The sequence below is a fragment of the Halomonas sp. SCS19 genome (assembly GCF_040147015.1).
GTDB classification, from domain to species: domain Bacteria; phylum Pseudomonadota; class Gammaproteobacteria; order Pseudomonadales; family Halomonadaceae; genus Halomonas; species Halomonas litopenaei.
Genome location: NZ_JAMSHN010000001.1, coordinates 1008296 through 1034274, shown reverse-complemented (window position 1 = coordinate 1034274; position 25979 = coordinate 1008296). Strand labels below are relative to the sequence as shown.

The 25979-nt window shown below is 63.9% G+C and carries 26 protein-coding genes; 21 read left to right on the top strand and 5 right to left on the bottom strand.

Annotation, left to right across the window (positions count from 1 at the left end):
- The first annotated feature begins 86 nt into the window (after positions 1–86).
- The 20 genes from NFH97_RS04240 (at position 87) to lpxL (ending at position 19409) form a co-directional block, all read left to right on the top strand.
- Entirely contained in the window at positions 87–1271 is a 1185-nt protein-coding gene (locus tag NFH97_RS04240) for a GNAT family N-acetyltransferase (RefSeq protein WP_108131378.1), read from the top strand.
- 152 nt (positions 1272–1423) lie between these two features.
- Complete coding sequence (locus NFH97_RS04235) at positions 1424–2806, top strand: sigma-54 interaction domain-containing protein (protein ID WP_231498460.1); 1383 nt, start codon at positions 1424–1426, stop codon at positions 2804–2806.
- An 893-nt stretch (positions 2807–3699) separates the two neighbouring features.
- Complete coding sequence (locus NFH97_RS04230) at positions 3700–4050, top strand: hypothetical protein (protein ID WP_045991026.1); 351 nt, start codon at positions 3700–3702, stop codon at positions 4048–4050.
- A gap of 53 nt (positions 4051–4103) precedes the next feature.
- On the top strand, positions 4104–4616 hold the full coding sequence (locus NFH97_RS04225) for a hypothetical protein (RefSeq protein ID WP_045991027.1): 513 nt from the start codon (positions 4104–4106) through the stop codon (positions 4614–4616).
- Between the two features lie 2 nt (positions 4617–4618).
- Complete coding sequence (locus NFH97_RS04220; protein WP_045991028.1) at positions 4619–5260, top strand: FapB/FapC family functional amyloid domain-containing protein; 642 nt, start codon at positions 4619–4621, stop codon at positions 5258–5260.
- 75 nt (positions 5261–5335) lie between these two features.
- A complete protein-coding gene (locus NFH97_RS04215) occupies positions 5336–6487 on the top strand; it encodes a FapB/FapC family functional amyloid domain-containing protein (protein ID WP_108131379.1) in 1152 nt (383 codons plus the stop codon).
- Between the two features lie 129 nt (positions 6488–6616).
- Positions 6617–7321, top strand: coding sequence for a C39 family peptidase (locus NFH97_RS04210; protein WP_108131380.1), 705 nt, complete (start codon positions 6617–6619; stop codon positions 7319–7321).
- A gap of 69 nt (positions 7322–7390) precedes the next feature.
- On the top strand, positions 7391–8179 hold the full coding sequence (locus NFH97_RS04205) for a hypothetical protein (RefSeq protein WP_124802684.1): 789 nt from the start codon (positions 7391–7393) through the stop codon (positions 8177–8179).
- 150 nt (positions 8180–8329) lie between these two features.
- Positions 8330–9406, top strand: coding sequence for a transporter (locus NFH97_RS04200; protein ID WP_231498461.1), 1077 nt, complete (start codon positions 8330–8332; stop codon positions 9404–9406).
- Between the two features lie 192 nt (positions 9407–9598).
- The gene (gene ftsB / locus NFH97_RS04195; protein ID WP_045991030.1) at positions 9599–9934 is read left to right on the top strand and encodes a cell division protein FtsB; all 336 of its coding nucleotides are present in this window, start codon (positions 9599–9601) and stop codon (positions 9932–9934) included.
- The gene (ispD, locus tag NFH97_RS04190; RefSeq protein ID WP_045991031.1) at positions 9931–10659 is read left to right on the top strand and encodes a 2-C-methyl-D-erythritol 4-phosphate cytidylyltransferase; all 729 of its coding nucleotides are present in this window, start codon (positions 9931–9933) and stop codon (positions 10657–10659) included. Before ftsB ends, ispD begins: the two co-directional genes overlap by 4 nt.
- Positions 10660–10673: 14 nt before the next feature.
- Entirely contained in the window at positions 10674–11210 is a 537-nt protein-coding gene (gene ispF / locus NFH97_RS04185) for a 2-C-methyl-D-erythritol 2,4-cyclodiphosphate synthase (RefSeq protein WP_045991067.1), read from the top strand.
- Complete coding sequence (truD, locus tag NFH97_RS04180; protein WP_071211075.1) at positions 11207–12382, top strand: tRNA pseudouridine(13) synthase TruD; 1176 nt, start codon at positions 11207–11209, stop codon at positions 12380–12382. Before ispF ends, truD begins: the two co-directional genes overlap by 4 nt.
- Complete coding sequence (gene surE, locus NFH97_RS04175) at positions 12379–13125, top strand: 5'/3'-nucleotidase SurE (protein ID WP_045991032.1); 747 nt, start codon at positions 12379–12381, stop codon at positions 13123–13125. Before truD ends, surE begins: the two co-directional genes overlap by 4 nt.
- Complete coding sequence (locus NFH97_RS04170; RefSeq protein ID WP_045991033.1) at positions 13112–13777, top strand: protein-L-isoaspartate(D-aspartate) O-methyltransferase; 666 nt, start codon at positions 13112–13114, stop codon at positions 13775–13777. Before surE ends, NFH97_RS04170 begins: the two co-directional genes overlap by 14 nt.
- A gap of 35 nt (positions 13778–13812) precedes the next feature.
- Positions 13813–14766, top strand: coding sequence for a DUF368 domain-containing protein (locus NFH97_RS04165; protein WP_108131381.1), 954 nt, complete (start codon positions 13813–13815; stop codon positions 14764–14766).
- Positions 14759–15919 carry a peptidoglycan DD-metalloendopeptidase family protein gene (locus tag NFH97_RS04160; RefSeq protein ID WP_349624480.1) on the top strand — a complete coding sequence of 387 codons (1161 nt, stop codon included), beginning with the start codon at positions 14759–14761 and terminating at the stop codon, positions 15917–15919. The genes NFH97_RS04165 and NFH97_RS04160 overlap by 8 nt, the downstream gene beginning before the upstream one ends.
- A 110-nt stretch (positions 15920–16029) precedes the next feature.
- Complete coding sequence (rpoS, locus tag NFH97_RS04155; protein WP_108131627.1) at positions 16030–17025, top strand: RNA polymerase sigma factor RpoS; 996 nt, start codon at positions 16030–16032, stop codon at positions 17023–17025.
- Between the two features lie 309 nt (positions 17026–17334).
- Positions 17335–18444, top strand: a complete 1110-nt coding sequence (gene alr / locus NFH97_RS04150) for an alanine racemase (protein WP_349624479.1) — start codon at positions 17335–17337, stop codon at positions 18442–18444.
- Positions 18445–18488: 44 nt separating this feature from the next.
- Positions 18489–19409: an LpxL/LpxP family Kdo(2)-lipid IV(A) lauroyl/palmitoleoyl acyltransferase gene (lpxL, locus tag NFH97_RS04145; protein WP_108131384.1), complete on the top strand. Its 921-nt coding sequence runs from the start codon at positions 18489–18491 to the stop codon at positions 19407–19409.
- A 57-nt stretch (positions 19410–19466) separates the two neighbouring features.
- Here lpxL and NFH97_RS04140 read toward each other — a convergent pair whose 3' ends face one another.
- The 5 genes from NFH97_RS04140 to NFH97_RS04120 form a co-directional block, all read right to left on the bottom strand.
- Positions 19467–20819, bottom strand: coding sequence for a DUF2254 domain-containing protein (locus NFH97_RS04140; RefSeq protein WP_045991038.1), 1353 nt, complete (start codon positions 20817–20819; stop codon positions 19467–19469).
- Positions 20820–21024: 205 nt separating this feature from the next.
- Positions 21025–22686, bottom strand: a complete 1662-nt coding sequence (ettA, locus tag NFH97_RS04135) for an energy-dependent translational throttle protein EttA (protein WP_349624478.1) — start codon at positions 22684–22686, stop codon at positions 21025–21027.
- A 270-nt stretch (positions 22687–22956) separates the two neighbouring features.
- Positions 22957–23172, bottom strand: a complete 216-nt coding sequence (locus NFH97_RS04130) for a PA3496 family putative envelope integrity protein (RefSeq protein WP_108131385.1) — start codon at positions 23170–23172, stop codon at positions 22957–22959.
- A 143-nt stretch (positions 23173–23315) separates the two neighbouring features.
- On the bottom strand, positions 23316–23750 hold the full coding sequence (locus NFH97_RS04125) for a PAS domain-containing protein (protein ID WP_108131386.1): 435 nt from the start codon (positions 23748–23750) through the stop codon (positions 23316–23318).
- Positions 23751–24147: 397 nt separating this feature from the next.
- The gene (locus NFH97_RS04120; protein ID WP_108448146.1) at positions 24148–25458 is read right to left on the bottom strand and encodes an MFS transporter; all 1311 of its coding nucleotides are present in this window, start codon (positions 25456–25458) and stop codon (positions 24148–24150) included.
- A 110-nt stretch (positions 25459–25568) separates the two neighbouring features.
- Between NFH97_RS04120 and NFH97_RS04115 the strand changes: the two genes are divergently transcribed.
- Positions 25569–25838, top strand: coding sequence for an Rdx family protein (locus NFH97_RS04115; RefSeq protein WP_045991043.1), 270 nt, complete (start codon positions 25569–25571; stop codon positions 25836–25838).
- The last annotated feature ends 141 nt before the right edge of the window (positions 25839–25979 follow it).

Here is a 25979-nt window from a genome sequence, read left to right as displayed (position 1 = left end):
TGGTCGCCGCCTTCGACGATCTCGGCGACGAGCACCTCCAAAGTCTGGCACTCTGTGGCTGAATCGCAAAGTGCAAGGAGTGGGTTGTGACGCCATCATCCCCGCAGCAAGAACAGGGCGGCCACGCCGAGGAAGGTCTTTCGGTCAAGTGCCTGGAGACCGTCGCCGAGGTGCCGGCCGAGCACTGGAACGCCCTGGTGGACCCGGACCACCCCTTTGCCCGTCACGAATTTCTCGATGCGCTGGAGGCCACCGGTGCGGTGGGGGAGGGCACCGGTTGGCAGCCTCGACATCTGACGCTGTGGCGAGGGGCGCGACTGGTAGGCCTGCTGCCTTACTACCTCAAGGAGCACTCCTGGGGCGAGTACGTGTTCGACTGGAGCTGGGCGGATGCCTGGGAGCGTGCCGGGGGGCGCTACTACCCCAAGGCGGTGAGCGCGATCCCCTTCACCCCGGCGCCAGGCCCGCGCCTGGCACTGGCAGAAGGTGAAGACGAGCAGACCGTCATGGCCATGCTGGCGAGCCAGTGGCAAGACGACCCCGGGCTATCGGGCTGGCATCTGCTGTTTGCCGAGGACTCGGAGGTGGCCGCCTGGCGACAGGCCTGTCCGGGCCTGATCGCCCGAAGCGGCGTGCAGTTTCAATGGCGAGACGAGGGCTTCGGCGACTTCGAGGGATTCCTGGCGGCGATGACATCGAAACGGCGCAAGGAAGTAAGACGCGAGCGTCGCCGTGTCGCCGACCAGGGCATCGAACTGCGGCGCCTCGAGGGCAGCGAGATCGACGAAGCGGCGATCCGCCACTTCTTTCGCTGCTATCGCATCACCTATCTCGAAAGAGGTACGACAGGATATCTAAGCGAGGTATTTTTTCAGCGGCTTCGCCGTCATATGCCGGAAAACCTTGTGCTTGTTCAAGCTTTTGTTGAAGGCCGCCCGGTGGCCGCCGCGCTCTGCCTTCAGGGAACTCGAACCCTCTACGGTCGCTACTGGGGCAGCGAGGTGCTGGCCGACTGTTTGCACTTCGAGGCCTGTTACTACCAGGGTATCGAGCACTGCCTTGCGCGAGGCCTCGACTGCTTTGACCCCGGAACCCAGGGTGAGCACAAGGTGTCCCGGGGCTTCGTCCCCCGCCGGCTGACGTCCTTGCATCATGTCAATGATCCCCGCCTCAACGATGCGGTAGCGCGATTTTGTCAAGAGGAAGCCCGACAGCTCGAACTGTATGTGGCGGCGGCCCACCGTGGACTACCGTTTCGAGGTAGAGCGTAATACGGTGCTATGATTCAACCGATACTCATGTGAGATAACGATTACATTACGCAGGCGCAGATGGATCGAGGGCGGTCGGGTTCGTAGTCGCGCTGGCGCGACAGTCCGATCGTTGCTGGTGTCTGCGGGCGGTTGGGTTCAGGGGACAGGCGATGGACGTCAAGCAACGTTGCAGTTGGTGGATCGGCGACCCCGGTGGTCGTGCCGGCCACCTGCTGGAGGGATTGCAGTCGAGTGGCTGGCAGATGCATCCGCTGGTGTCGCCGCTGTCGGATTGCCGCTTGCAGCCTGATGACCCTTGCCGGGTCGGCATCATGGTACTGGAGGACCTGTCCTGTCAGGACCTGCGCCATCTGGAACCGCTGATCCTGAAAAGCGAAAGGCCCTGGATCGCGGTCGGCACCTCGGATCAGTGTGACGACCCCGAGATGCGTCGCATCATGGCCCACCTGAGCCACTCCCTGGTGTCGCCCCAGGTGGATCTGCTACGCCTGTCGATTCTGATGGAGCACGCTGCGGAACTGTCGATGCTGCAGCAGCGCGACCGTGAAGAACAGCGCATGTCGGCCGCCGCCGAAGACAGCGAGTACGAGTTCGTCGGTACGACGCCGGTGATGTGGAACCTGTTCAAGACCATCCGCAAGGTGGCGGTGGTCGATGCCCCGGTGTTCATCAGCGGTGAGTCCGGTACCGGCAAGGAGCTGACGGCTCAGGCCATCCACGAGCGCTCCACGCGTTCGCGCCAGCCCTTTCACGCCATCAACTGCGGCGCCCTGCCCGAGCATTTGATTCAGTCAGAGCTGTTCGGCCACGAGAAGGGCGCCTTCACCGGTGCCTCGCAACGCAAGATCGGTCGTATCGAGGCGGCCGACGGTGGCACCCTGTTCCTCGACGAGATCGGCGACCTGCCGCTGGAGCTTCAGGTCAACCTGCTGCGCTTTCTGGAAATGCGCTGTATCCAGCGCGTCGGTGGGCTCGAGGATATTCCGGTGGACGTACGTATCGTCGCCGCGACCCACGTCAATCTCGAGCTGGCGGTGAAGGAGGGACGCTTTCGGGAGGATCTCTATCACCGGCTCAATGTGCTCCAGGTGCAGGTACCTGCCTTGCGCGAGCACTCGGAAGATATCGAGATCCTGGCGCGTTTCTTCTTCGAGCGCTTCTCCTGCGAGAAGGCCTCCTGTCTGAAAGGCTTTTCCCGAGAGGCGCTGTCGGTGATGCAGCGCTACCATTGGCCCGGCAACGTCCGCGAGCTGATCAACCGGGTTCGCCGGGCCATGGTGATGTGCGAAAACCGCCTGATCCAGCCCGAGGACCTCGGCATCGAACGGCGTGGCTTGAACCGCCACCAGATAACGCTTGAAGAGGTTCGCGAGGAAGCCGAGCGTGATGCGCTGCTCTCGGCGCTGGGGCGCAACAAGTACCGGGTCAACGCCGCCGCCAAGGAACTTGGCGTCTCCCGGGTGACCATCTATCGGTTGCTCGACAAGCACGGTATTTCACGTACGCCTCCCCAGGAGGCCGCCTTTTCCTGACGGCCTGGTGTCATTGATTCTGTTCGAGCGATAGTGAAGAGGCGTTATCGGCAGGTCTCTCCTCGCAGCGCTCTCTTCTCTCTATATGACATCTCGGCTATATGACCTCTCGGCAAACCACTCTTTAATAGCCCCGCTGCAAGCGGGGCTTTTTGCATCCAGGTTCCAGTGCTCTGCTATCTGGGGGCTTTCTATCGCCCTGGCATCTGGGTCCTTCTATCACCCTTGTATCTGCGCTCTGACATCCGGATCCGATTATCGACGTTGAGAGATCGCGGCAAGATGTCGACGCTATGCGGACGAAGCTGATGCTTCGTACTCCCGAAAAATGGGCCTGGCGCAAAAGTGTTGCTTTGTTGAAACATTGGCCAGAAGGACAGTGTTGAAGTGGTGAATGTCTAAAAAATACCTTTTATATCAGTATATTGCTTGTTGATGGGTCAGTTTTAACTGTGCTCAATCATGTGATTTCTGACATTTCTCCCCCATCCGTACAAGGTGCCGGCTTCCCTCGTAACGCGAATGTCGTCCTTGAACACACCCTGCCACATTTTTTTGCTGTTTCTTCTGAAACCCCCGCCACGCGGGCCCTTCAGCACGATAGTGCCAGGCTGGCAGCGTCGCTTTGCCTGTTTGTCGCTATCGCTCAGTTCTGTGCTGTACCAGTAACGGTACTTTTTGGAAAACCACCGACAAAACAGATAGTTGACGATGTTTTGTGCTGTTTTTTCTCATCGGCTGAAGGTGCGTTGTTTCATCCGCTTAACACTCTTCATTTCGCACAAAAATAAAAATGCCTATAAATCAACAGGTTATAAGTTGGCACGGCGATTGCTCTGTTCTTTGTGCAGGAGAAACACTGCAACGGGAACAGGACCCGAGGAGACGCCGACATGAACCAGACGATCGCAAACAGCCGGACCCTAGTCCTTGGCGCGTCCATCGCGATCGGTGTGGCGCTGGCCGCCACCGGATCCATGTCGGCCCGATCGGACACCGCGATGCTCGACGAGCAGCAGGTGTTCGGCGCTCCCGGGGAGCAGCACCTCGTCAATGACGGGGCGCTGGACACAATTCGAGGCCGCTTCGTGCCGGAGCAGGGAATCGACGCCGACGGCGTCATCCTCTGGGACGAACGGCCGGGACGAGGTGCCGGAGGCGGGGGCGACGACAGCAGCCATCGCGCAGCCAACGGGCTGAACAACCGTCAGAGCGCCAACGTCACTACGCAACGGGACTGGTGATCACCATGGGACACCTGAAGCACAAAGAAGGGCAAGGGGGAAGCGGGAACGCCGTGACGTGCCAGTGGCGTCTGGCCCTGGCCGCAGCGGTAGTAGCGGTGGGCCTGGTCGGTGTGGGGACCGACCAGAGCCTCGGCGCCGATCTTCGCCCCGGCGTCCAGCCCGGCGAGATCATCATGCTGCGAGAGGTCGAGACTGCGCCATTCGGCTACGTCAATCGCGAAAGCGGGCCGATTCGTGGCCGTGCCGACCTGATGCACAGCAGCAACATGGCGCGCAGCGCCACCGGCAGCGTTCACACCCGCATGGGTGGGGTCTCCGCGATCATGCTCGATGACACCCGGGCGGCCAGTATCTCCGCCGGCGTAGGCCGCGGCATGAGTCAGATGCACCGCGCCCTGGGTACCGGCGCCAATCTCGGCACCGGCCCCCTGGGCAGCAGCAATCGGGTAGCGACCTCGGTCGGTGGCGGATCGGCAGCCGGTGGCAGCGTGATCGGGGCGACCTCGGGTATCGCCAATACCGTGACTGGCGCGCTGGCGCCCCTGACCGGCGGGAGGCGCTGATCATGCGGATCTTCAAGCCTTCATTCGTGCCGGTACGGCTGACTCGCAGCCTGGTGCTTACCGCCGCCTTCGGGCTGGTGATGGTGAGCCCGGACCCGGCCCAGGGCCAGGACCTGAGCGGCCTGCGCAGCAGCAGCGTGATCAGCGGACAGGCGCTCAGCGGTGTCAGTGGTGTCGCGGCGGCCAACCAGGCCGCGGGCAACCAGAATCTGCAGTCCAACAGCGGCGCCCTGGCCATCGGTGATGGCGCCACCATCAACAATCGTCTGGTGCAGCAGGTGCGCATCGACGAACGACTCGCCGGCATGGAGGTGGGCACCGCCATCAGGGAGGGCGCCTTTAGTGGAGCCTCCGGGTGGATGTCCGTCAACCAGGCGGCGGGGATAGGCAACCTTCAGAGCAACAGCTTCGGCATGGCTCTGGGGAGCACGGTCAGCGGCCTGAGCGACGACAGTCTGCAACAGGTGCTGGCACCAAGGCAGGGGCTGAATGGGTCGAGCAGCAATGGCTCCGACAGCGCCATCCGGAATCTCGAGATCGATGAGAGTACCTTCGGGGGCGCCAGAGGAGTGATTCAGGTCAACCAGTCAGCCGGCACGGGGAACGCCACTCGCAACAGCTTCAGCTATCGCTTCAACCAATAGAGCAAGCGTGGAAGACAACGAGTGACGTCAATAAAAGCAGTGAAAAGACAGTACGGTTCATTCAGGAGAACGATCATGAAAACTTTCGAAAAAGCACCGCTCGCTCTGGCCATCTCTGCACTTCTGGTCGCACCGGCGGCACTGGCGGACAACAGCTTTGACACCGATTCCTACATGGATTCCGACGTCAACAACCGCTACGACGTTCATATCAAGAACGATTCCCACACCTACAAGCGGCTGGGTGCGCTCGGTGGAGCCCTGGTTACAGATGACAACTACTCCGGCGCCACCGTGGACAGCAAGCAGTTCAGCGACAACAACTATGCCACGCAAGACCTGACCACCAATGACGCGACCCTGGGCGGCAATGCCCTGCAGGGTGCTGCCGGTAATATCGGTGCCAACGTGGCCGCCGGTGACAACAACCAGCAGGCCAACGACGCCGCGCTGTCGTCTTCCGACGCGGCCACCGTATTCGGCCAGGCGGCTTCCTTCTCCTTCCAGTCCACCTCCAACAACATGACTGGCATCACCGGCAGCCCGAACACTGCCCTGATGGGTGGCAACGCCCTGCGTAACGCCAGCGGCAACATCGGCGTCAACGTCGCGGCTGGTATCGGCAACGCCCAGCACAACAGCCTGGCGGCAGCCGTCAACACCGCCAGCGGCAGCGCCGACGCCACCACCGGCGGCGTCCAGGCCAGCTACAACAACAGCACCACCACCGCAGGACAGGTCGTGACCCTGGAAAGCGGCTCCGAGTTCAGCGCCGGCGTGGTACTGGGCGGTGGCTACATCGGTGGCGGTGTCGGTAGCTACGAGGGCAACTGGGAGCAGACCAACGACGTCTATCCGGAAATCTGGCAGGGCGGCGATAGCCACCCCGGCGGCGAGTCCCTGTGGGGCCATGCTGACTTCGACGACCAGGGCCCGGATGGCAACGACGGTCGTTTCGAGGGTGAAGAAGGCGGTTCTCTCGGCTTCGTCGAGGCCGGTCTGATTGGCCTGGCCGGCACCGCTTCCGGTTCCAGCAACTCCTTCAATGAAGTGCTGGTCTACCAGGAAAATACTGCCACCCTGGGCGGCAATGCCCTGCGCGGCGCCACCGGCAACATCGGCGTCAACATCGCCTCCGGCACCGGCAACATGCAGCGCAACTCGCTGTCGATTGCCTCCAGCATGGGCGGCGCAGCCACCGGCGGTGGCGCGGGCGAAGCGCAGTAATCCGTTCGATCCAATCGGTACTTCCCCGGCCCATCTGGGTCGGGGATCTTTCCAACAAGACACGACCGCCAAAGCTCACCAAGAAGCTGGCCAATACGACACTCACCATCTGGATACGGGGGACAGGTCATGACACTGCCACGCTGGCCGCTGGCCGCGGCACTGGCCATCGGCCTCGCACTACCACTCGGCAACACCCAGGCTGCCACCATTCGCCTGGGAGGGATCGTGCCGGGGACGGTGATCAACAAGGACGTGCAGTCCATCCGTGAGCGTCGCTACGAAAATCTGGTCGAGCAGCGCACCGACTTTTCCTGTGGTGCCGCTTCGCTGGCCACCCTGCTCAAGTACGCCTACCAACGTCCCGACACCACCGAGCACGACGTGCTGGCGGGGATGCTGGAGGTAGCCGACCTGGAGCTGGTACAGCAGCAGGGCTTCTCCCTGCTGGATCTGAAGAACTATGTCGAGACCCTGGGCCTGCGCGGGCGCGGCTATGAAGTCGACGCCGAGACCCTGGATGACGTCTCGATTCCGGTGATCGTCCTACTGGACCTCAACGGCTACAAACACTTCGTGGTCATGAAGAAGGCCAGCGCAGATCGCGTCTATATCGGTGATCCGGCGTTGGGCAACCGGGTGATGTCCCGGGACGAATTCATGGCCGCCTGGAACAATATCATCTTCGCGGTGGTGGGCGACGGCTTCGATCGCTATACCGCCTTGCTCGATCCGCGCCAGCCTTTGACGGCGCATCGAATGAAGGACGTGTTTTCGCCCGTCTCACGCGAGCAGATGATCGACTTCGGTTTCCGTCACGCTGAACTGTTCTGATAACGATAACGCTCTTTCGGCAAGGCTCAGCGGCGAGCAGGAAGGCGCCGTCGATCAGGGGGCAACACCATGATGGGACATGACAGGGGACCAGGGCTGAAATACTGGGCAATGCTGTTGGCATTGTCGTTGGCTCTGGGCGCACCGGCAGCGTTGGCTGCCACCACCGACTTTGACCGCTTCGAGGGTTTCAGCGAGGCGCGTCAGCTATCCGACAGTGAACTGGGACAACAGCGCGGGCGCTTCGCCGATAAGGGGCGCCTGATGTTTTTCGGGGTGCAGATGGTCAGCGAATGGCGCACCGCGGCGGGGGATCATCTATCTGCCGGGGCGCAGATGCTGGGTGATCTGAGTCGAGGCCAACCCACGGTGAGCTTCCAGCCCACCATTACCGTGGTGGAGAGCGCCGCGGGTCTGGCAAGTCTTGGCAACGGTGCAACGATAGTCGATCGGGGCACCGCCAACGCCTCCGGCGTGGTGCAGTCGATCCAGGCGGGGGGGGACTTCAACGTCGCCGCCAATGACCTGGTCATCGATGTCATGGACGCCTCGAGCTTCGGTGGAGTGAGCCCGGACACCAGCGGCAATCTGACCCGCTCCATCGCCGGCAGTACCATCGCGGTATCCGCCGTCGGCAACAACATGAGCGTATCCGTGGACATTCCGGGTATGGGCAGCATCAGTCAGGCCATTGTACCCGGCGGCGGGCTGAATCAGGCGATCCAGCTCTCCAGCAACATGCAGCAGGTGCGCAACCTGACCCGGCTGCAGCTGTATATGGGTAACCAGGCCGGGGTGGGAGACAGGGCGGTACCCGGCATGCTCAGCGGCATCAAGTCCGCGGCGGCACTGCGTTGACAGCTATGAAGGATTTGGCCGTCGTAAACGCACAATTTGACTACACTTTACCAGGAGTGTCGGGGGACCCTGCTGGAAGGGGAGCAGAAGGGCGCAGTAGACGCTCGACAAGAAGTACAAACGATTTCATTCGGGGACAAGGAGATCGACGTGAATATCGTCATCAACAGGACGCTCTGCCCGCCGTTGGCGGGCCTTTTACTGGCCGGTGCTGCGGCGCCTGCTCTTGCACAACAGACCGTCGGAGCCGAACAGCAAGAAGCGCTGGAATCCCAGGAGGCCTCGCGCAGCGTGCAGGATATTTTCCGCGAGGAGCACGCGCTGTTTTCCGATCGCCTGACCATCGAACCCGGGATCACCTACACCTACTCGGATCGGGATAGCCTGGCACTACGCGGCTTTCTGGCACTGGACGCCATCTTTCTCGGCGAGCTGAATCTCGACAATGTCGAGACCCACATTACCACCCTGGATATCAATACCCGTTATGGCCTGACCGATCGGCTGGAAGCCAGCATCAATGTGCCCTTCGTCTATCGCACCACCACCATCCAGTCCATCGGTGGTGAGTTCTCCACAGAACGCAATGTGGAGGATGACGTCGATGAAGCCGGGCTAGGTGATATCTCGGCGAGCCTGTCCTACCGGCTGCTGCCGGAGACCGTGGAGAGGCCCGACGTGGTGGTCAGTCTGGGGGTGCGTGCGCCCACCGGCAAGGACCCCTACGGCATCGAAATCGAGCAATCCGATACCGCCGGTAACCTGTCGGTTCCCAAGGAATTGCCCACCGGCAACGGCGTCTGGGGCGTGACTGCCGGGGTGTCGGTACTCAAGACTCTGGACCCGGCCATCGTCTTCGCCAACCTGGGCTACACCTACAATATCGAGGAAGATTTCGACGATATTTCGGCGGGTGAGGGTGATCAGCGCGCCGATGTGGATCTGGGTGACAGCATCAGCGCAGGCTTCGGTACCGCCTTTGCCTTGAATGAGCGGCTGAGTCTGGCGTTGTCCTACTCCCACGAATATATCCGCAAGACCGAGATTACTCCGGAAGGTGGCAATGAGACCGAGGTTATCGGCAGTGACGCCACTATCGGGGTGTTCAATATCGGTGGCACCTACGCCATGACCGATTCCACCTCGGTGGTCACCAACCTGGGCATCGGCATGACCGATGACGCCTCGGATATCAGCCTGACCTTCCGTATGCCGTTCCAGCTATAGAGCGGTTGGCATTTAACCAGCGCAAGAACGCTCGCCAGTGAGTCGGCCGACCCTCGGGGTCGGCCGATTGCGTTGGTGCCTCTGGTCTTGATGCGCTCTCCTGGCCATCGTGACATGGGCCGACCCGCGACTCGCCCCCGACCGGGCGGCGATGGCATACTAGGCGCCGAATCGAATGTCGACGGTACCTGCATGCTCAAGACCTTGGCGATAGTGCTGCTGGCACTGCTCGCCCTGCTTCAGTATCGACTGTGGCTGGGCCAGGGCGGTGTCATGGAAATGAATGAAGTCAGCGGGCGGGTGGCGGCGCTGGAGGCGGAAAACCAGCCCCTGCGCGATCGCAATGCTCGCCTTAGCGCCGAGGTGGTGGACCTCAAGACCGGTCTCGATGCCATCGAGGAACGCGCTCGCAGCGATGTGGGCATGGTGCGCACCGACGAGCAGTTCTTCTGGGTGCCCGGGGTCGAGACCGACGTCGCCCCGGTGGCCCAACCGACACCGGGATCTGCCCAGGGGGCCAGTGAATGAGCCGACTGTGGCTGATCGTGCCGGCGGCGGGCGTCGGCAAGCGGGTCGGCGGGACCTGCCCCAAGCAGTATCTCGAAGTGGCGGGGCGACCGGTGCTGGCGCATACCCTGGCGCGGCTGCATCAGAGCTTTCCCGAGGCGCGGCTGTGCCTGTGCCTGGCGCCCGATGACGACTGGTTCGACCCGGCGCTGGTCCCCTTTACCGACTGGCAGCGGGTGGCCGGCGGCGCCGAGCGCGTGCACAGCGTGGTCAATGCCCTGGCGGCGGTCGCCGCCCAAGGCGCCCCCGATGACCTGGTGCTGGTGCACGACGTGGCGCGCCCCTGTGTCAGCGCCGATGACCTGTCACGGCTCTACAACGCTGCCCTCGCGAGCCCTGACGGGGCGCTGCTGGCCTCGCCGGTGGCGGATACCATCAAGCGTGACGATGGCCAGGGGGCGGTGGCGAACACCGAGGACCGACGGGGTCTGTGGCAGGCCCAGACGCCCCAGGCATTTCGCTTTGCTCTGCTTCAGGAAGCTCTGGCCCGGGCGCTGGCGCCGGACGGCATCGGTGTCGGCCGGATCACCGACGAGGCGTCGGCGGTGGAGGCCCTGGGCCGCGCGCCCCGACTGGTCGCCGGTCGCCGCGACAATATCAAGATCACCCACCCCGAGGACCTGCGCCTGGCCGAGTTGATCCTGGCCGGCGACGCGGTGCTCCGGGATCTGCACGAGAGTTCATGAACATGCTGCTGCCCCTGCGCATAGGCCACGGCTTCGACGTCCATCGCTTCGGCGAGGGTGACCACCTGATGATCGGGGGCGTGCGACTGCCCTTCGATCGGGGGTTCGTGGCGCACTCCGATGGCGACGTTCTGTTGCATGCCATCAGTGATGCGCTGCTGGGCGCCTGCGCCCTCGGTGATATCGGTCACCTGTTTCCGGATACCGACCCTGAGTGGAAGGGCGCCGACAGTCGCGACCTGCTGCGGCGGGTGGTGGCACGGGTGGCGCAGGCCGGCTACCGGGTGGCCAACCTGGACGCTACCCTGATGGCCCAGGCGCCGAAGATGGCACCGCATCTCGGTGCCATGCGCGACGCCCTGGCCGAGGACCTGGGCATCGACAGGGGCGCCATCAACGTCAAGGCCACCACGACAGAGCGTCTCGGCTTCACCGGGCGTGGCGAGGGCATCGCCGCCGAGGCGGTGGTGCTGATGGCGGCCATTGACAATGATGCCACCAGCGCCGCCGGGGACCCTGGCGCCAGTGTCACGAGGGCCGAATCGACATGAGCGATGCCATCGTCTGGCCCCCGGACTGGCCGCGCTATCTGGACGAGCGTTTCGGCGCCCCGATGGCTGGGCGTTACCGGGAAACCCCCGAGGATTTCCAGGTCGAGGAGGACCTTGGGTTCGCTCCTGAGGGCCAGGGCGAGCACCTGTGGCTGTGGATCGCCAAGCGTGACACCACCACCGCCAGGGTCGCCTCGACCCTGGCCCACCAGTGTCAGGTGAGTCGCCGCGACGTCGGTTATGCCGGCATGAAGGACCGCACGGCGGTAACGCGTCAGTGGTTCTCGGTGCATCTTGCGGGGCGTGAGGCGCCGAAAGATCTCGACGCACGACTGGCGGCGGAGGGCTATGTGGTCGAGGCCGCCAGCCGTCATCCGCGCAAGCTCAAGCGTGGGGTCCATCGCGGCAACCGCTTTCGTCTGAAGCTGACCGGCGAGGTGGCTCGGGACCCTGGGCTCGAACAGCGCTTCGAGGCCTTGGTGAGCGACGGGGTGCCCAACTATTTCGGGCCCCAGCGGTTCGGTCACGAGGGGCGCAACCTGAGCAAGGCCTGTGCGGTGCTCGAGCGCGGCTGGCGCAAGCGTGATGACCGCGAGGGCATGCTGTTGTCCGCCGCTCGCAGCTACCTGTTCAACGCCCAGTTGGCCGAGCGTCTGCGCAGGGGCTGCTGGCGAGAGGTGCTGGCCGGCGATGTGATGATGCTGGAAGGTACCCACAGCCTGTTCGACGTGGAAAGCCCCGATGACGCCTTGAAGGCGCGCCTCGAGCAAGGCGACATCCATCCCGCCGGGGTACTCTGGGGGACCGGTGGCAGTCGCGCCCGGGAGCGAGCCGAGGCGCTGGAGCAAGACGTCCTGGCCGAGGCGCCGGCGCTTTGCGCCGGACTCGAGAAGGCCAGGGTCAAGGCGTCCCGACGGGCGTTGAGAGTCATGCCCACCGAGGCCCGTCTATGGCGTCAGGGCGACGCGGTGTGGCTCGAGTTCCGCTTGCCCGCCGGGGCCTTTGCCACCGCCGTGCTGCGTGAGCTGATGGATCACCCCACCTTGAGCTTTCGCAACGCGCCGTCCGTCGACGAGCCTTTAGTGAAGGAGCCTGTGGCCAGGCAGCCTGGGGAAGAGCTGACCGGGGACGCGCAACCAGTGGCCGAGCAACACCAGGGAGATACACCATGAGGAGACTGCTGCTATCCAACGACGACGGCGTCAACGCGCCTGGCTTGAAGGCCTTGCATGACGCCCTCAGCCCCTATGCCAAGCTCAGGGTGGTCGCCCCCGATCGTGATCGCAGCGGTGCCAGCAACTCCCTTACCCTGTCGCGTCCGCTGTCGCTCAGCCCCATGGACAGCGGCTTCTACAGCGTCGACGGTACCCCCGCCGACTGTGTCTATCTTGGCGTCAACGGCGTCTGGGACGAGACGCCGGATCTGGTGATCTCGGGTATCAACCATGGCGGCAACCTGGGCGACGACGTGCTCTACTCGGGCACCGTGGCGGCGGCCATGGAAGGGCGCAATCTGGGCATGACGGCCATCGCCGTGTCACTGGTCGGGCACCGCTACTTCGAGACCGCTGGCCGGGTGGCGGCGAGCCTGGTAGGGGCACTGGAGCAGCTTTCGCTGCCGCCGCGCAGCCTGCTCAATGTCAATGTGCCGGATGTGCCGTGGGAGGAGCTGCGCGGCTTTCGCGTCACTCGCATGGGCTATCGTGGCCCCGCCGAACGCCCCATCGAGACGCGCGATCCCCGTGGACGGTTGCGCTACTGGATCGCCCCGGTGGGGGAAAATGCCGACGATGCGCCGGACACGGACTTCGCCGCGGTGGCGGAGGGTTACGTCTCCATCACCCCGCTGCAGACCGATCTGACCCGACACGCCGCACGCGATGATGTGCAGGACTGGCTTGATGCGCTCACCTGATCTCAGAGGCGTCGGCATGACGTCCCAGCGAACCCGGGACCGCATGGTCAGCCGCATGCGCGAGCAGGGCATTCGCTCGTCTCGCGTGCTCGAGGTGATGGCGCGGGAACCTCGCCATCTGTTCCTTGACGAGGCCCTGGCGCATCGTGCCTACGAAGATACCGCGCTGCCGATCGGCCACGGCCAGACCCTGTCGCAGCCCTGGATCGTCGGACGCATGAGCGAGCTGATCCTCGAGCAGGCGCCCGAGCGAGTGCTGGAGGTGGGGACCGGGTCAGGCTACCAGACGCTGATCCTGGCACGTCTGGTGACGGAACTCTGGTCGGTGGAGAGGATCAATGCTCTGCATCGTATCGCCGCCTCACGCCTGCGCCTGTTGAAGACCTACAACGCGCGCTTGAGGCTGGCCGACGGCGGGCACGGGTGGCCCGAGGCCGCCCCCTTCGACGCCATCCTGCTGACCGCCTGTGCCAGCGAACTGCCCGAACCTCTGCTGTCCCAGCTGGTGGACGGCGGCGTGCTGATCGCGCCGCTGGAAGGGCACGATGGACGCCAGTGGCTGACCCGTGTAAGGCGCGAGGGAGAGCGCTTTGAATTCGAACGGCTGGAACCGGTACGCTTCGTGCCGTTACTTGAAGGAGTAATTCGTTGAAACATTCGCTAGGCCTCTACCTCCGGGGTGCGGGCATGGGGGCGGCGGATGCCGTCCCGGGAGTCTCCGGGGGCACCATTGCCTTCGTCACCGGCATCTACGAGGAGCTGATCCACACCATCAAGCGCTTCGGTCCCAGTGCCTTCGGGGCGCTGAAACAGGGCGGCGTCAGGGGGCTCGTCGCTCACCTGAACCTGCGCTTCCTGCTTCCGCTGATGGCCGGCATCCTGACCAGCCTGATCACCGTGGCTCACCTGGTGGTGTGGCTGCTGGATAGCCATCCGCTGCTGCTCAACGGCTTCTTCTTTGGCCTGGTGGCGGCGTCGGCGCTGGTGGTCGGCAAGCACCCGGCCGACTGGCGCTGGTGGCACATGCTGCCGCTGGCGCTGGGACTGGTGCTGGCCCAGGCGCTGCCGTCGCTGATGCCGCTGGTCAACGCCCTCGGCAGCCCCTCGCTGGTACTGGTCGTCGGTGGCGCCATCGCCATCAGCGCGATGCTGTTGCCCGGCGTCTCGGGCAGCTTTCTTTTGTTGAGCATGGGCCTCTACGACGTGGTGATGCAGGGGATCCGCGGTTTTGATGTACCGCTGCTGGGGCTGTTTGCCCTGGGGTGCCTGGTTGGCCTTTTCACCTTTTCGCGTCTGCTGTCGTGGCTGCTGCGACGTCATCACACCGCCACCCTGCAGCTGCTGGTCGGCTTCATCGTGGGCTCGCTGCCGATCCTCTGGCCCTGGCGGGAGCTGACGCGCTATCAGCTAGGCAGTGACAATCAAGTCATCCCGCTGGACTATCGTTATCTGGCCCCCTGGGATTATTCTGCGGTGACCGGAGAGGCCGCGCAGCTGGTGGGGGTGACGCTGCTCGCCATCCTCGGCATGCTGGTGGTCCTCATCGTTGCCAGGGTTGGCGCTTCGTCCGCCGCCCGCGAAGACGCCAACGCTAGCCGCTCGACGCGGTCAGCCGACAAGGAGACACCACACGATGCATAAGACTCTCGTCATCTCCAGCCTGGCGCTGGTCCTGGCCGGCTGTGTCAATCAGCAGGGCCCGAGCCAGCCGGTCCAGGTTCAGGACCTGTCGTCGGCCCGTGCCGCCCAGGTGCCTGCGCAGTACACCGTCGAGTCCGGCGATACGCTGTACGGCATCGCCTGGCGCCACGATATGGACTTCCGCGAACTGGCCCGGATCAACAATATCCAGCCTCCCTACCGCATCGACGTCGGCCAGACGCTGAGCCTGTCGGCCAACGGTCAAGCCCCGTCGTCGGGCGCCGGCGGCCAGCAGGTGGCGGGCGCGCAGGCAGGCCAGGGCGGGGCGGTGGCAACGCCCCTCGGCCAGGAAAGTCAGAACGCTCAGCCCTCCTCCGAGGATCTCGAGTGGCTGTTGCCGGACGGCAGCACCGAGACCGTGAGCGCGAGTACCGAGCAGATCAGCGGTACCGCGGCCCAGGGCGCGGCCGCCGTGGCCGGTGTCAGCGCGACCGCTCCGGGACCAGTGTACGACTACGACACCCCCGGCGCCGATGGCAGCCTGAGCAGTCAGGATGAGGCCGAGCGCGCCCAGCGCGAAGCCGAGGAATCGGTGGTGGCGGCCGCCGAGGGAGAGGCCAGGGCACAGCAACAGCAGCAGGCCGAGGCTAGCGATTCTGCACAGTCAGAAACCGTTGCCGCCAACGCTTCACAGGACAGCGGCAGCAGCAGCCAGGCCACGTCTTCCAGTGGCGGCGAAAGCGCTTCAAGCAGCGGGTCCCGGACCTATACGCCGGTCGATGAGGTCCCCTGGCAGTGGCCGGCCGACGGCCAGATTGTCAGCCAGTTCGGCGAGAGTTCGAGCATCACCGCCGGCATTGATATCGGCGGTCAAAAGGGGCAACCTGTCAGAGCGGCGGGGCCGGGCAAGGTGGTCTACGCGGGCAGCGGTGTGCGGGGCTACGGCAAGCTCATCCTGCTCAAGCATAACGATGAATACCTGAGTGCCTACGCCCACAACGACAGTCTCAAGGTCAGCGAGAACGATGTCGTCGAGGCAGGCCAGGTCATCGCCACCATGGGCGATTCCGACGCTGAGGACGTACGCCTGCATTTCGAGGTGCGCAAGGACGGTCAGCCGCAGGATCCGACGAAATATCTTCCTTCCCGTTGAGAAACGGCAGTTTCTCCAGGATGAGCGTCACACAATAATAATCTTTGGCGTTGATCGTAGTGGGTGACGACAACGCCGGGTCGCAACCACGGGGTAGCTATACGATGAGCATGCTTGAACGGGATCTTCAGGATGTGAATCTCGAAACGGTAGACGAGGCTGACGAGGACGCCGTCGAGGACGTGACGGACGAGGCCGAAGAGGTCGAGGAAGCCGACGACGAGACTCAGGCGTTCGAGAAGGCGCTGGGTCGCGAGGATCGCTATGCGCGCCAGAGCCTCGACGCCACCCAGATCTACTTGAACGAGATCGGCTTCTCGCCATTGCTGACGCCGGAGGAAGAGGTCTATTTCGGCCGTCTGGCGCGCAAGGGCGACCCCCAGGGGCGGGCACGGATGATCGAGTCCAACCTGCGCCTGGTGGTGAAGATCGCGCGCCGCTACCTCAATCGTGGCCTGACCCTGCTGGACCTGATCGAAGAGGGCAACCTCGGCCTGATTCGTGCGGTGGAGAAGTTCGATCCGGAGCGCGGCTTTCGCTTCTCGACCTACGCCACCTGGTGGATTCGCCAGACCATCGAACGGGCGCTGATGAATCAGACCCGCACGATTCGCCTGCCGATCCACGTGGTCAAGGAACTCAACATCTACCTGCGCGCCGCCCGCGAGCTGACCCAGAAGCTCGATCACGAGGCCACCGCCGAAGAGATCGCCGAACATCTGGACAAGCCCGTCGAGACCGTCAAGAAGATGATGGGGCTCAACGAGCGGGTGTCCTCGGTCGACTACCCCATGGGCGGCGAGAGCGACAAGCCGTTGATCGAGACCCTCACCGACGACAACGAGCAGGGGCCCGAGTCGACGTTGGTCGACGGTGACGTCAAGGCCCACGTCAATCACTGGCTGGCGGAGCTTACCGAGAAACAGTGCGAGGTGGTGGTGCGACGCTTTGGCCTTCGTGGCCACGAGGCCGCCACCCTGGAGCAGGTCGGCGAGGAGATCGGCCTGACCCGCGAGCGGGTGCGCCAGATTCAGGTCGAGGCGCTCAAGAAGCTGCGCCGGATGCTCGACAAGCAGGGCCTGTCGCTGGACGCCATCTTCGAGTAGTCCCGTCAGCCTGGCGTGACCAGGGTACTGTCGGTGGAGGTACCCGCTAGTAGATGATGTCAGTGCATGCTGGAGCGCTTGGATAGAGGCATGTGCTCGACCTTCAAGACTGACCCCGTGAGACGTATCCATAAGCGCCGGGCCAAGCCTGGCGCTTTTTTTAGTGGTTTTGTCTGGTTGCTATCTAAGTATTGGTTTAACTAGCTGTCTCGGAAGAGTTTTATGGACTTATATGCCATGAAATACCCTTTTCTATTGAGCATAATATGGTGACAACACTAGCCTCTGCACACTGACCTCGGAGTCCCCATGTCTCGCCCCCTGATCGCCGATATCGACCTGGATGCCCTGCGCCACAATTACCGGCTTGCCGCGGGCCTGGCCCCTGGCAGCCTCAGCGTCGCGGTGCTCAAGGCGGACGCCTACGGCCATGGCGCCGTCGCCTGCGCGAGGGCCTTGTCCGGCGAGGCGCCGATGTTTGCGGTGGCAGCGATCGAGGAGGCGGTCGCCCTGCGCGAGGCCGGCATCGAGGAGCCCATCGTGCTGCTCGAGGGGATCTTCAGCGCCGATGAGCTGGCCCAGGTGGAGGCGCTTGGCCTGGGCATGGCGATTCACAGCGACTGGCAGCTCGAGGCCGCCCTGGCACGGCGTCCGGCCCGGCCCATCCCGGTGTGGCTGAAGGTGGACTCCGGCATGCATCGGCTGGGCTTCCCGCCCGAGCGGGCCGAAGCGGCCTGGCGGGCACTCGAGGCGGCCCCCGAGTGTGTCTGTGATCTTCACCTGATGAGCCACTTCGCCACCGCCGACAGTACCGATGCTGGCTACTTTCAACGTCAGCGCGAGTGCATTGTGGCGCTGGCCGAGCGTCTCGACGCGCCCACCTGCCTGGCCAACTCGCCAAGTATTCTTGCCCAGCCCTCGGCCCACGGTGTCATCAACCGTCCGGGAGTGATGCTCTACGGGGCCGACCCTCTGGAGGTCGCCAACAGCGCAAGCCAGCAGCTTGCACCGGTGATGAGCCTGCGCAGCGAGATCATCGCCGTGCGCGAGCTTTCCGCGGGGGAGCCGGTGGGCTACGGGGGGCGCTTCGTCACCTCTCGGCCCTCGCGTATCGGGGTGGTGGCCTGTGGCTACGGCGACGGCTATGACCGCCACGCGGTGGACGGCACTCCGGTGCTGGTCGACGGCAAGCGCACCCATGTGGCCGGCAAGGTGTCGATGGACATGATGACGGTGGACCTGAGCGAACTACCCGAGGCAGGCATCGGCAGCGAGGTGGTGCTGTGGGGCCGCAGCCGTCACGGTGGCGTTCTGTCGGTGGATGAAGTGGCCCGATTCTGCGACACCATCAGCTATACCCTGTTGACCGGGGTGCTGCCACGGGTGCCCAGGCGGTACAATGGCGCCGTTAGCGACTGACGGCCTGGCTCGTCGGTCGTCCTGATCGACCGACGAGGGATCGCATGTCCAAGGACACAACGACCGCGCCACGTTACTGGACCCAGCCACGCTACTGGCCGACCTACCTTGCCATCACCGCCATGCGCGCCAGTGCCTGGTTGCCGTGGCGCTGCAAGCTGGCGCTGGGCCGATTGATCGGACTGGCTGCCTGGCGTTTCGCCGGGCGTCGCCGTCATATCACCGAGACCAATATTCGCCTTTGCTTTCCCGAGCTCGACCCGGCGGCCCAGGCCCGCCTGGTCAAGCAGAGCTTTCTGGCCAACGGCATCGGCATCTTCGAGACCGCCACCGGCTGGTGCCGGGATCCCGAACATCTGCGCCACCGGGTCACCTTCAAGGGCCAGGAGCATATGGCCAAGGTCCAGGCCGAAGGCAAGGGCGCGCTGATCATCGGCATCCACTTCTCCACCCTGGATCTCGGCGGCGCCCTGCACTCGCTGTTCTTTCCCGCCGACGTGGTCTATCGCCCCCACGACAATCCGGTGTTCGAGCGTTTCATGACCCGTGCCCGCAACGGCATCTTCGGTACCGCCATCGATCGTCATGACCTGCGTGGCGTGGTGCGACGGATCAAGGCCGGTCACCACGTCTGGTACAGTCCGGACCAGGACTTCGGTCGTGACGCCAGCGTGTTTGCGCCCTTCTTCGGAGTCGAGGCGGCGTCGATCAAGCTGACGGCCAAGATCGCCAAGATGACCGGCGCGCCGGTGATGCCGCTGATCTTTCATCGCAATCCCGACAATCGCACCTACAGCCTCGAATACCTGCCCGCCCTGGACAACTTCCCCAGCGGTGACGAGGTCGCCGACGCTGCCCGTATCAACGCGGTGATCGAGGCCGCGATTCGCCGCCATCCCGAGCAGTATCTGTGGATGCACCGGCGCTTCAAGACCCGCCCCAGGGGCGAGGCCAAGATCTACTGATGGACCCGCCTGGCGGGGCTTGCCGGCTTGGCCGCGGGCGCCCCGTCGGTCCAGGCGTCAACCGATCTGCTCGAGGCGCGCCGCCAGGCGTTCTCGCATGGGGGTCAGGTCGAGGCGGTGTGCGCCTCTTTCCAGGCGTTCCACGATAAAGGCCTGATCCATCGGGTCGCTGGCGCCGTCCGCCAGCGCCTGGCCGACCCGCTGAGCCATCCGCTGAATGCTGGGGAGCTGGTGTTCCCCGGCGAACAGTGACTGGGTCTTGAGCGACTTGAGCAAACCCAGCAGGGTGCTCTGGTCCTCGGCGCCGTAGGACAGGATCGGCACGAACAGGCGGTGCAGCAGGCTGTCGTAGCGTTCCACCGGCCAGGTCACACGGCGCTTGCCGTCACCGTCGACCATGGTGTTGGCCGGCTGCCATTTGAGGTAGCGGCACAGCAGATCGGTCATCCGGTGCAGGCACAGCCTGGCGGTGCCGGGGTCGTTGATCCCCGGCGACAGCGCCTTGATCGCCACTTCCATCATCTGGGTCAGTCCGTGGACGAAGTGCTCGTCGATGGATTCTCCGTCGAGATAGGTGAGGGTGGAGAGCACCTCGTCGCACCACTCCTCGTTGGGCGTGTCCTCGCATTCCAGGATAGCGATGGGCAGCCCCTCCACCACGTAGTCGCCGAAACGAAACTGCAGATGCAGCACGCCACCGATGCGCTCGGCAAGCTCCGCCAGTCGCTCGAGGTTGGCGTTCTGCACATAGCCCGCCATGCGCGCATGGATCTCGTGACACTGGGCGCTCGGCGGTGCAGCCGAGGGCAGGTAGCGCCAATGGTCATCGGTTTCCTTGTCGTGCAGACGCTGCATGCTGGCCAGGGTGGTGTCATGGAGCCCGGAGATCACGGCATCGATCTGGATCGACTGGGAGGCGTTGTGGATGAAATAGACGAACAGCGCCAGGCAGTGCAGCACCATGGCGCAGGCCAGATAGATGGCGAGCGAACGCCAGGCGGCTTCGCCGTCGTCGACCTCCGGCACGATCAATAGAATCAGGATGAACAGGATGGTGCCGAGGTAGTGGCCGAGCACCCACTGATTGGCGCGCTCCGATACCAGCCCGAATACCAGCTTGTGGGAAAAGTTGCCGCCGGCCTGGGACAGCACCGACATCACCATGGAAAAGCTGAACACCATCAGCGAGATCATGCCACCGAGCATGGCCGCCAGCAGTGACTGGGCGCTGCCCGGGGCGGTGAGACTGAGCTTCTGGATCACCTCCGGCAGCGAGGTGTCGCTGATCGGTGGGGCCAGCGCCAGCAGGCCGAGTAGACCGTAGACCAGGGCTGCCAGGGTCGGCAGGTAGGCGATGCTGGTGTAAAAGGCGCGAATCAACCGCACCGGATGGAAGGTCAGCGATGACATGGCAGGGACCCTGTCAGGTAGCGGTGGATGGGATAGGTCGATGTCGACGACAAGATGCGTCGCATGTGGCTCTTATCGCTTCAAGCGTGCTGTCATGCAAGTACGCCGGTAAACGCTGGCGGCAGCGGAAAGACTGGAACTGCACAAACGACGACGCCACCGGCGTGGGCCGGTGGCGTCGTTGCAGTGCGCAGTGCTTGTCGTATCAGGCGTCGATACGCTTGTACTTCATCCGATGCGGCGTGTCGTCACCGACGCGCTTCTTGTGATCGGCTTCGTACTCGGTGTAATTGCCGGCGAAGAACTCGACGTGGGACTCGCCCTCGAAGGCCAGGATATGGGTCGCGATGCGGTCCAGGAACCAGCGATCGTGGGAGATCACCATGGCGCAGCCGGGGAAGGCCAGCAGAGCCTCTTCCAGCGCACGCAGGGTCTCGATATCCAGGTCGTTGGACGGTTCGTCGAGCAGCAGCAAGTTGGCGCCCTGCTTCAGGGTCTGGGCCAGCTGCAGGCGGCCGCGCTCACCACCGGAGAGGTCCCTGAGGAACTTCTGCTGGTCATTGCCCTTGAAGTTGAAACGCCCGACGTAGGCCCGTGAGGAGACCTCGTAGCCGTTGATGTTGAGGATATCCTGTCCATCGGACACCGCTTCCCACACCGTCTGCTTGTCGTCGAGGGCGTCGCGCATCTGCTCGACGTAGGCGATGTCCACCGTCTCGCCGAGCACCACTTCGCCGGCGTCCGGCTTCTCGCTGCCCTGGATCAGCTTGAACAGGGTGGACTTGCCGGCACCGTTGCCGCCGACGATACCGACGATGGCACCCTGGGGGATGGTGAAGCTCAGGTCCTCGTAGAGCAGCTTGTCGTCGAAGCGCTTGGACACCCCGTGGAATTCGATGACCTTGTCGCCCAGACGCGGACCCGGCGGAATGTAGATCTCGTTGGTCTCGTTGCGCTTCTGGAAGTCGCCGGACTGCATCTCCTCGAAGCGGTTGAGGCGTGCCTTGCTCTTGGCCTGACGGCCCTTGGCGTTGGAGCGAACCCACTCGAGCTCGTGCTTGATCGCCTTCTGACGCGAGGCCTCGGCCTTGGCTTCCTGCTCCAGGCGCTTCTCCTTGGCTTCCAGCCACTGGGAGTAGTTGCCTTCGAAGGGGATGCCCTGGCCGCGGTCGAGCTCGAGGATCCAGCCGGCCACGTTGTCGAGGAAGTAGCGGTCGTGGGTGATGGCTACCACGGTACCGGAATAGTCGTGGAGGAAGCGCTCGAGCCAGGCCACGGACTCGGCGTCCAGGTGGTTGGTCGGCTCGTCCAGCAGCAGCATGTCCGGGTTGGACAGCAGCAGGCGGCACAGCGCCACGCGGCGACGTTCGCCACCGGACAGGTGGCCGACATTGGCCTCCCAGGGCGGTAGCCGCAGTGCCTCGGCGGCGACTTCCAGCTTGCGCTCCAGGTTATGGGCGTCGGCGGCCTCGATCAGGTTCTCGAGCTTGGCCTGTTCGGCGGCCAGCGCGTCGAAGTCGGCGTCCGGTTCGGCGTAGGCCGCATAGACGGCGTCCAGTTTGGCCTGGGCTTCCTTGATCTCGCCCAGTGCCTCCTCGACGGTCTCGCGCACGTTCTTGGTGTCGTCGAGCTCGGGCTCCTGGGGCAGGTAGCCCACGTTGAGGCCCGGCATCGGCCGTGCCTCGCCTTCGATCTCGGTGTCCACGCCGGCCATGATCCGCAGAAGGGTGGACTTGCCGGCGCCGTTGAGACCGAGCACGCCGATCTTGGCCCCGGGGAAGAAGGACAGGGAGATGTCCTTGAGGATCTGCTTCTTGGGGGGCACGACCTTGCCCACCCGGTTCATGGTGTAGACGTATTGCGCCATGGGAACTCGCTAGTGTTGGGGAAACGATCACCACCGGCGCTGACGGACGCCCTGGGCGTCGACAGCATAGCCAGACGTGGACGATGCCGCGTTTCCACTGGGGTTCGCGGAAAAAAGCTGGTCACAGATGATAGAGCCGGAGGCGCACAAACGCCAGCCGTGTGGCGAGATCGAGGGGCGCCCCACGCAAGGTGAGGGGATTCGCCAGGCGAGAGCGAATGGCGGGGGCGATGCACCGACCGCCCCGGGAAAGACAGGTGGCGCTGGGTGCTATTCCTCTTCTTCTTCCTCTTCCTCGTCATAGCCCCAGTCGTCATCGATGGCCTGGCGCAGGCGACGTTCCTCGAGCAGGGCTTCCACTCGTCGGCGGGCGCGCAGGGTGTCAGCACGGTTGGAAGGACGACTGCGGGAATAGTCCTCGTCGTTGACCGCCTCCTGATCAGAGAGGTCGAGGTAGGCATCATCGAGAAGGGAATCACGGCTCATGTGAAATCTCCCATGGCCAGAGCGCCGAAGCGCGTCTTGTCACACCATGCTTCCGACGGCGGGAAGCGCCAACAGAATCCGAGGACTCTGTTGGCTATATAAGCGGGAATCGAGAAAAGTGCAAGAGGGAGGCGTGGACTGGCTCAGGCGCTGTCGGCGCCGTCACGCAGGCGATCGATCTCGGCCAGGTTGGCCACACGTTCGCTGACGTCCTTCTGGACGCCGATGAAGTAGACCAGCTCGTCACTTTCGTCCAACACCGGGGTCAGTGACAGCTCGTTGTAGAACAGGGTGCCGTCCTTCTTGTAGTTGCGCAGAACTTCGCGGCAGGGGCGCAACTCCTTCAAGGCCTTGCGCACGACGTCGAGGGCCGGCTGGTCGGTATCGTCGTTCTGCAGGAAGCGGCAGTCGCGGTAGAGGATCTCGTCCGCGCTGTAGCCGGTCAGGCGCTCGAAGCCCTGATTCACGTAGATCAGGATATGCTCGTCGCCTTCCTTCTCGGCCACCACGATCCCGTCTTCCGAGGCGTTGACGATGCGTTCGAGCAGTTCCGGGGCGATCATGTTCGGTCGTGTCATGGGACGTCCTGTTGCGGGCTTGGCGTTACACCCTTGTTGCCTGGTAATCAGGGGCCGGGGATTCAGGGGCCAGGATGTGCACCAAACCGGTAGTCTCTCGTAGACGGTTTGTGCGCAACCTCGGGATGTAATGATGGCTCTAATCGGCAAAATTTGATGCTAAGCATGGCCAGAGGGCGAGATTAAATCAATGGTCCGCTAAGGAAACGCTGCATAAATTGCTGCGCTCGACATCTCGACCGCCGGCGGTACTCAGGCTCCTCATTTAACCCATGTAAACTCGAAACCTTGCGTTCCGGCGGCAACCGACCTGTCATCGCTCGCGACATTTCTTCAGCGCTTCCTGTCGTCTTTGCTGTGGCGGTAGTGTGGAGCGGACGCTGAGGCTGCCCTTGCGTCACTCTACCTCCGGCAGGCGCAATGCGCTGAGGGCGGCCAGGGCGGCGGTGGCGGCCAGCACCAGCAACAGCGGGCCGGCGCCGAGCCATTGCGCCAGAGCACCGATCACGGCGCCGACGATCAGCATCAGCACGCCAGTGATGGTGTTGGACAGGGCCACATAGAGGGCACGATTGTCGGCGCCGGCCATGTCGACGATGTAGGTCTTGCGACCGAGGCGAATGCCCGAGTGGACGATGACCAGCAGCGCGTAGACCAGGGCGTAGGGCCAGACACTTGCGCTCATCGACTCGGGCAACCAGGCCAGCGATGCCCCCAGCAGGCAGCACAGGGTGGTACCGATGGCACCGTCGCGCATCACCGTTTTGCTGGAGGCATCCGAACGCTTGCCCCAGATGGGGCTGGCGACCATGCCGGCGACCCCGGATACCACGATCAGAAGTCCCAGTCCGCCAAGTTCAGTACCGCCGTTGTCCTGGGCCATCAGCGCTACATAGGGCAACGCCAGGGCGCTGGACAGCAACAGGGCGCGGGTCAGATTGAAGTTACGAAAGGCGGCGTCGTCGCGCATCAGGGCGAGGCCGGTCTTGACCGAATCCCAGGCGTTGGCGCCGCCGTCGGTGGCGCCTTCCGCTTCTTCGATGGCGGCGGCGCATAGCGCATTGAGGGTCCATCCCAGCGCCGCCACGCCAAGCAGCACCGCCAGGGCGAGCTCACCGGGGCGGTCGTCGAACAGCACCAGCACCGCACCGGCGGCCAGGGTCACGGCGCCCGCCACGCTACCGCTCCAGCCCATCAGGGTCCCGCGACGTTGCTTGGAGATGGTCTTGCCGAGCACGTCCTTGGTGGCGATGGACGACAGCCCCCGGGCCAGCGACAGGGCGACCAGGGCCAGCAGTACCAGGCCGCCGCCAACACCGCCTGAACCGATCAGGGCAAGAACCGACAGCGCCGCGGCGGCCAGCGCCTGGAGCAATCCACCGACCACCCAGACGCCCTTGCGCCGAGGTTTCAGGCGGATAAAACCGGCCACGAACAGCTGGGGCAGCAGGGCGCCGGCCTCGCGAATCGGCACCAGCAGGCCGACCATCCAGGTCGGCGCGCCGATGGCGCCCAGTAGCCAGGGCAGGACCAGACGAGCGCTGGAGAGTTCGTCGGCGAGCTTGTTGCCGAGTGACGCCAGCAGATGCAGGAAGAAGTTGCGCGGCTGCTCATCGCAGGCGCTGTCCGGGATGTCCTTGCACAGGCGACTGTCCTCGTCGCCGGTGAGCCACTCGTAAAGTCGCGTCTGGGTTTCGCCACTGGCCATGGAGGCTGTCCTGACTGTTATGATCGTGGTTTGAGGGAATACGGTGTACGTGCTGCCTTGCAGCGCGTTGCCGGTGTTTCCACCTACGTGCTGGAACAGGGAGGCTGAACGTGGCACGCATTCGGATTATCTACTGTACGCAATGTCAGTGGCTCTTGCGTAGTGGCTGGTATGCCCAGGAGCTGCTCTCGACCTTCGGCGAGGATCTCGAGGAGGTGACGCTGGTGCCTTCCCACGGCGGACATTTCGAGATCCGGCTGGATGACGAGACGCTGTGGGAGCGCAAGCGAGATGGCGGCTTTCCCGACGTCAAGACGCTCAAGCAACGGGTCCGCGACGGCATCGCTCCCGAGCGCGATCTGGGCCATCTGGACCGTTGAACGTTGCCGATGGTCATCCTGTGTTGACGGTCTGAACGCGGGCTCGATGGCGTCATCCTGATTGGCCGCGTCGCTGATTGGCGTGGCCATGGCCCGCTGCTCCTTGCCCTCATCCTTGTCCTCATCTTTACCCCAGGGAAT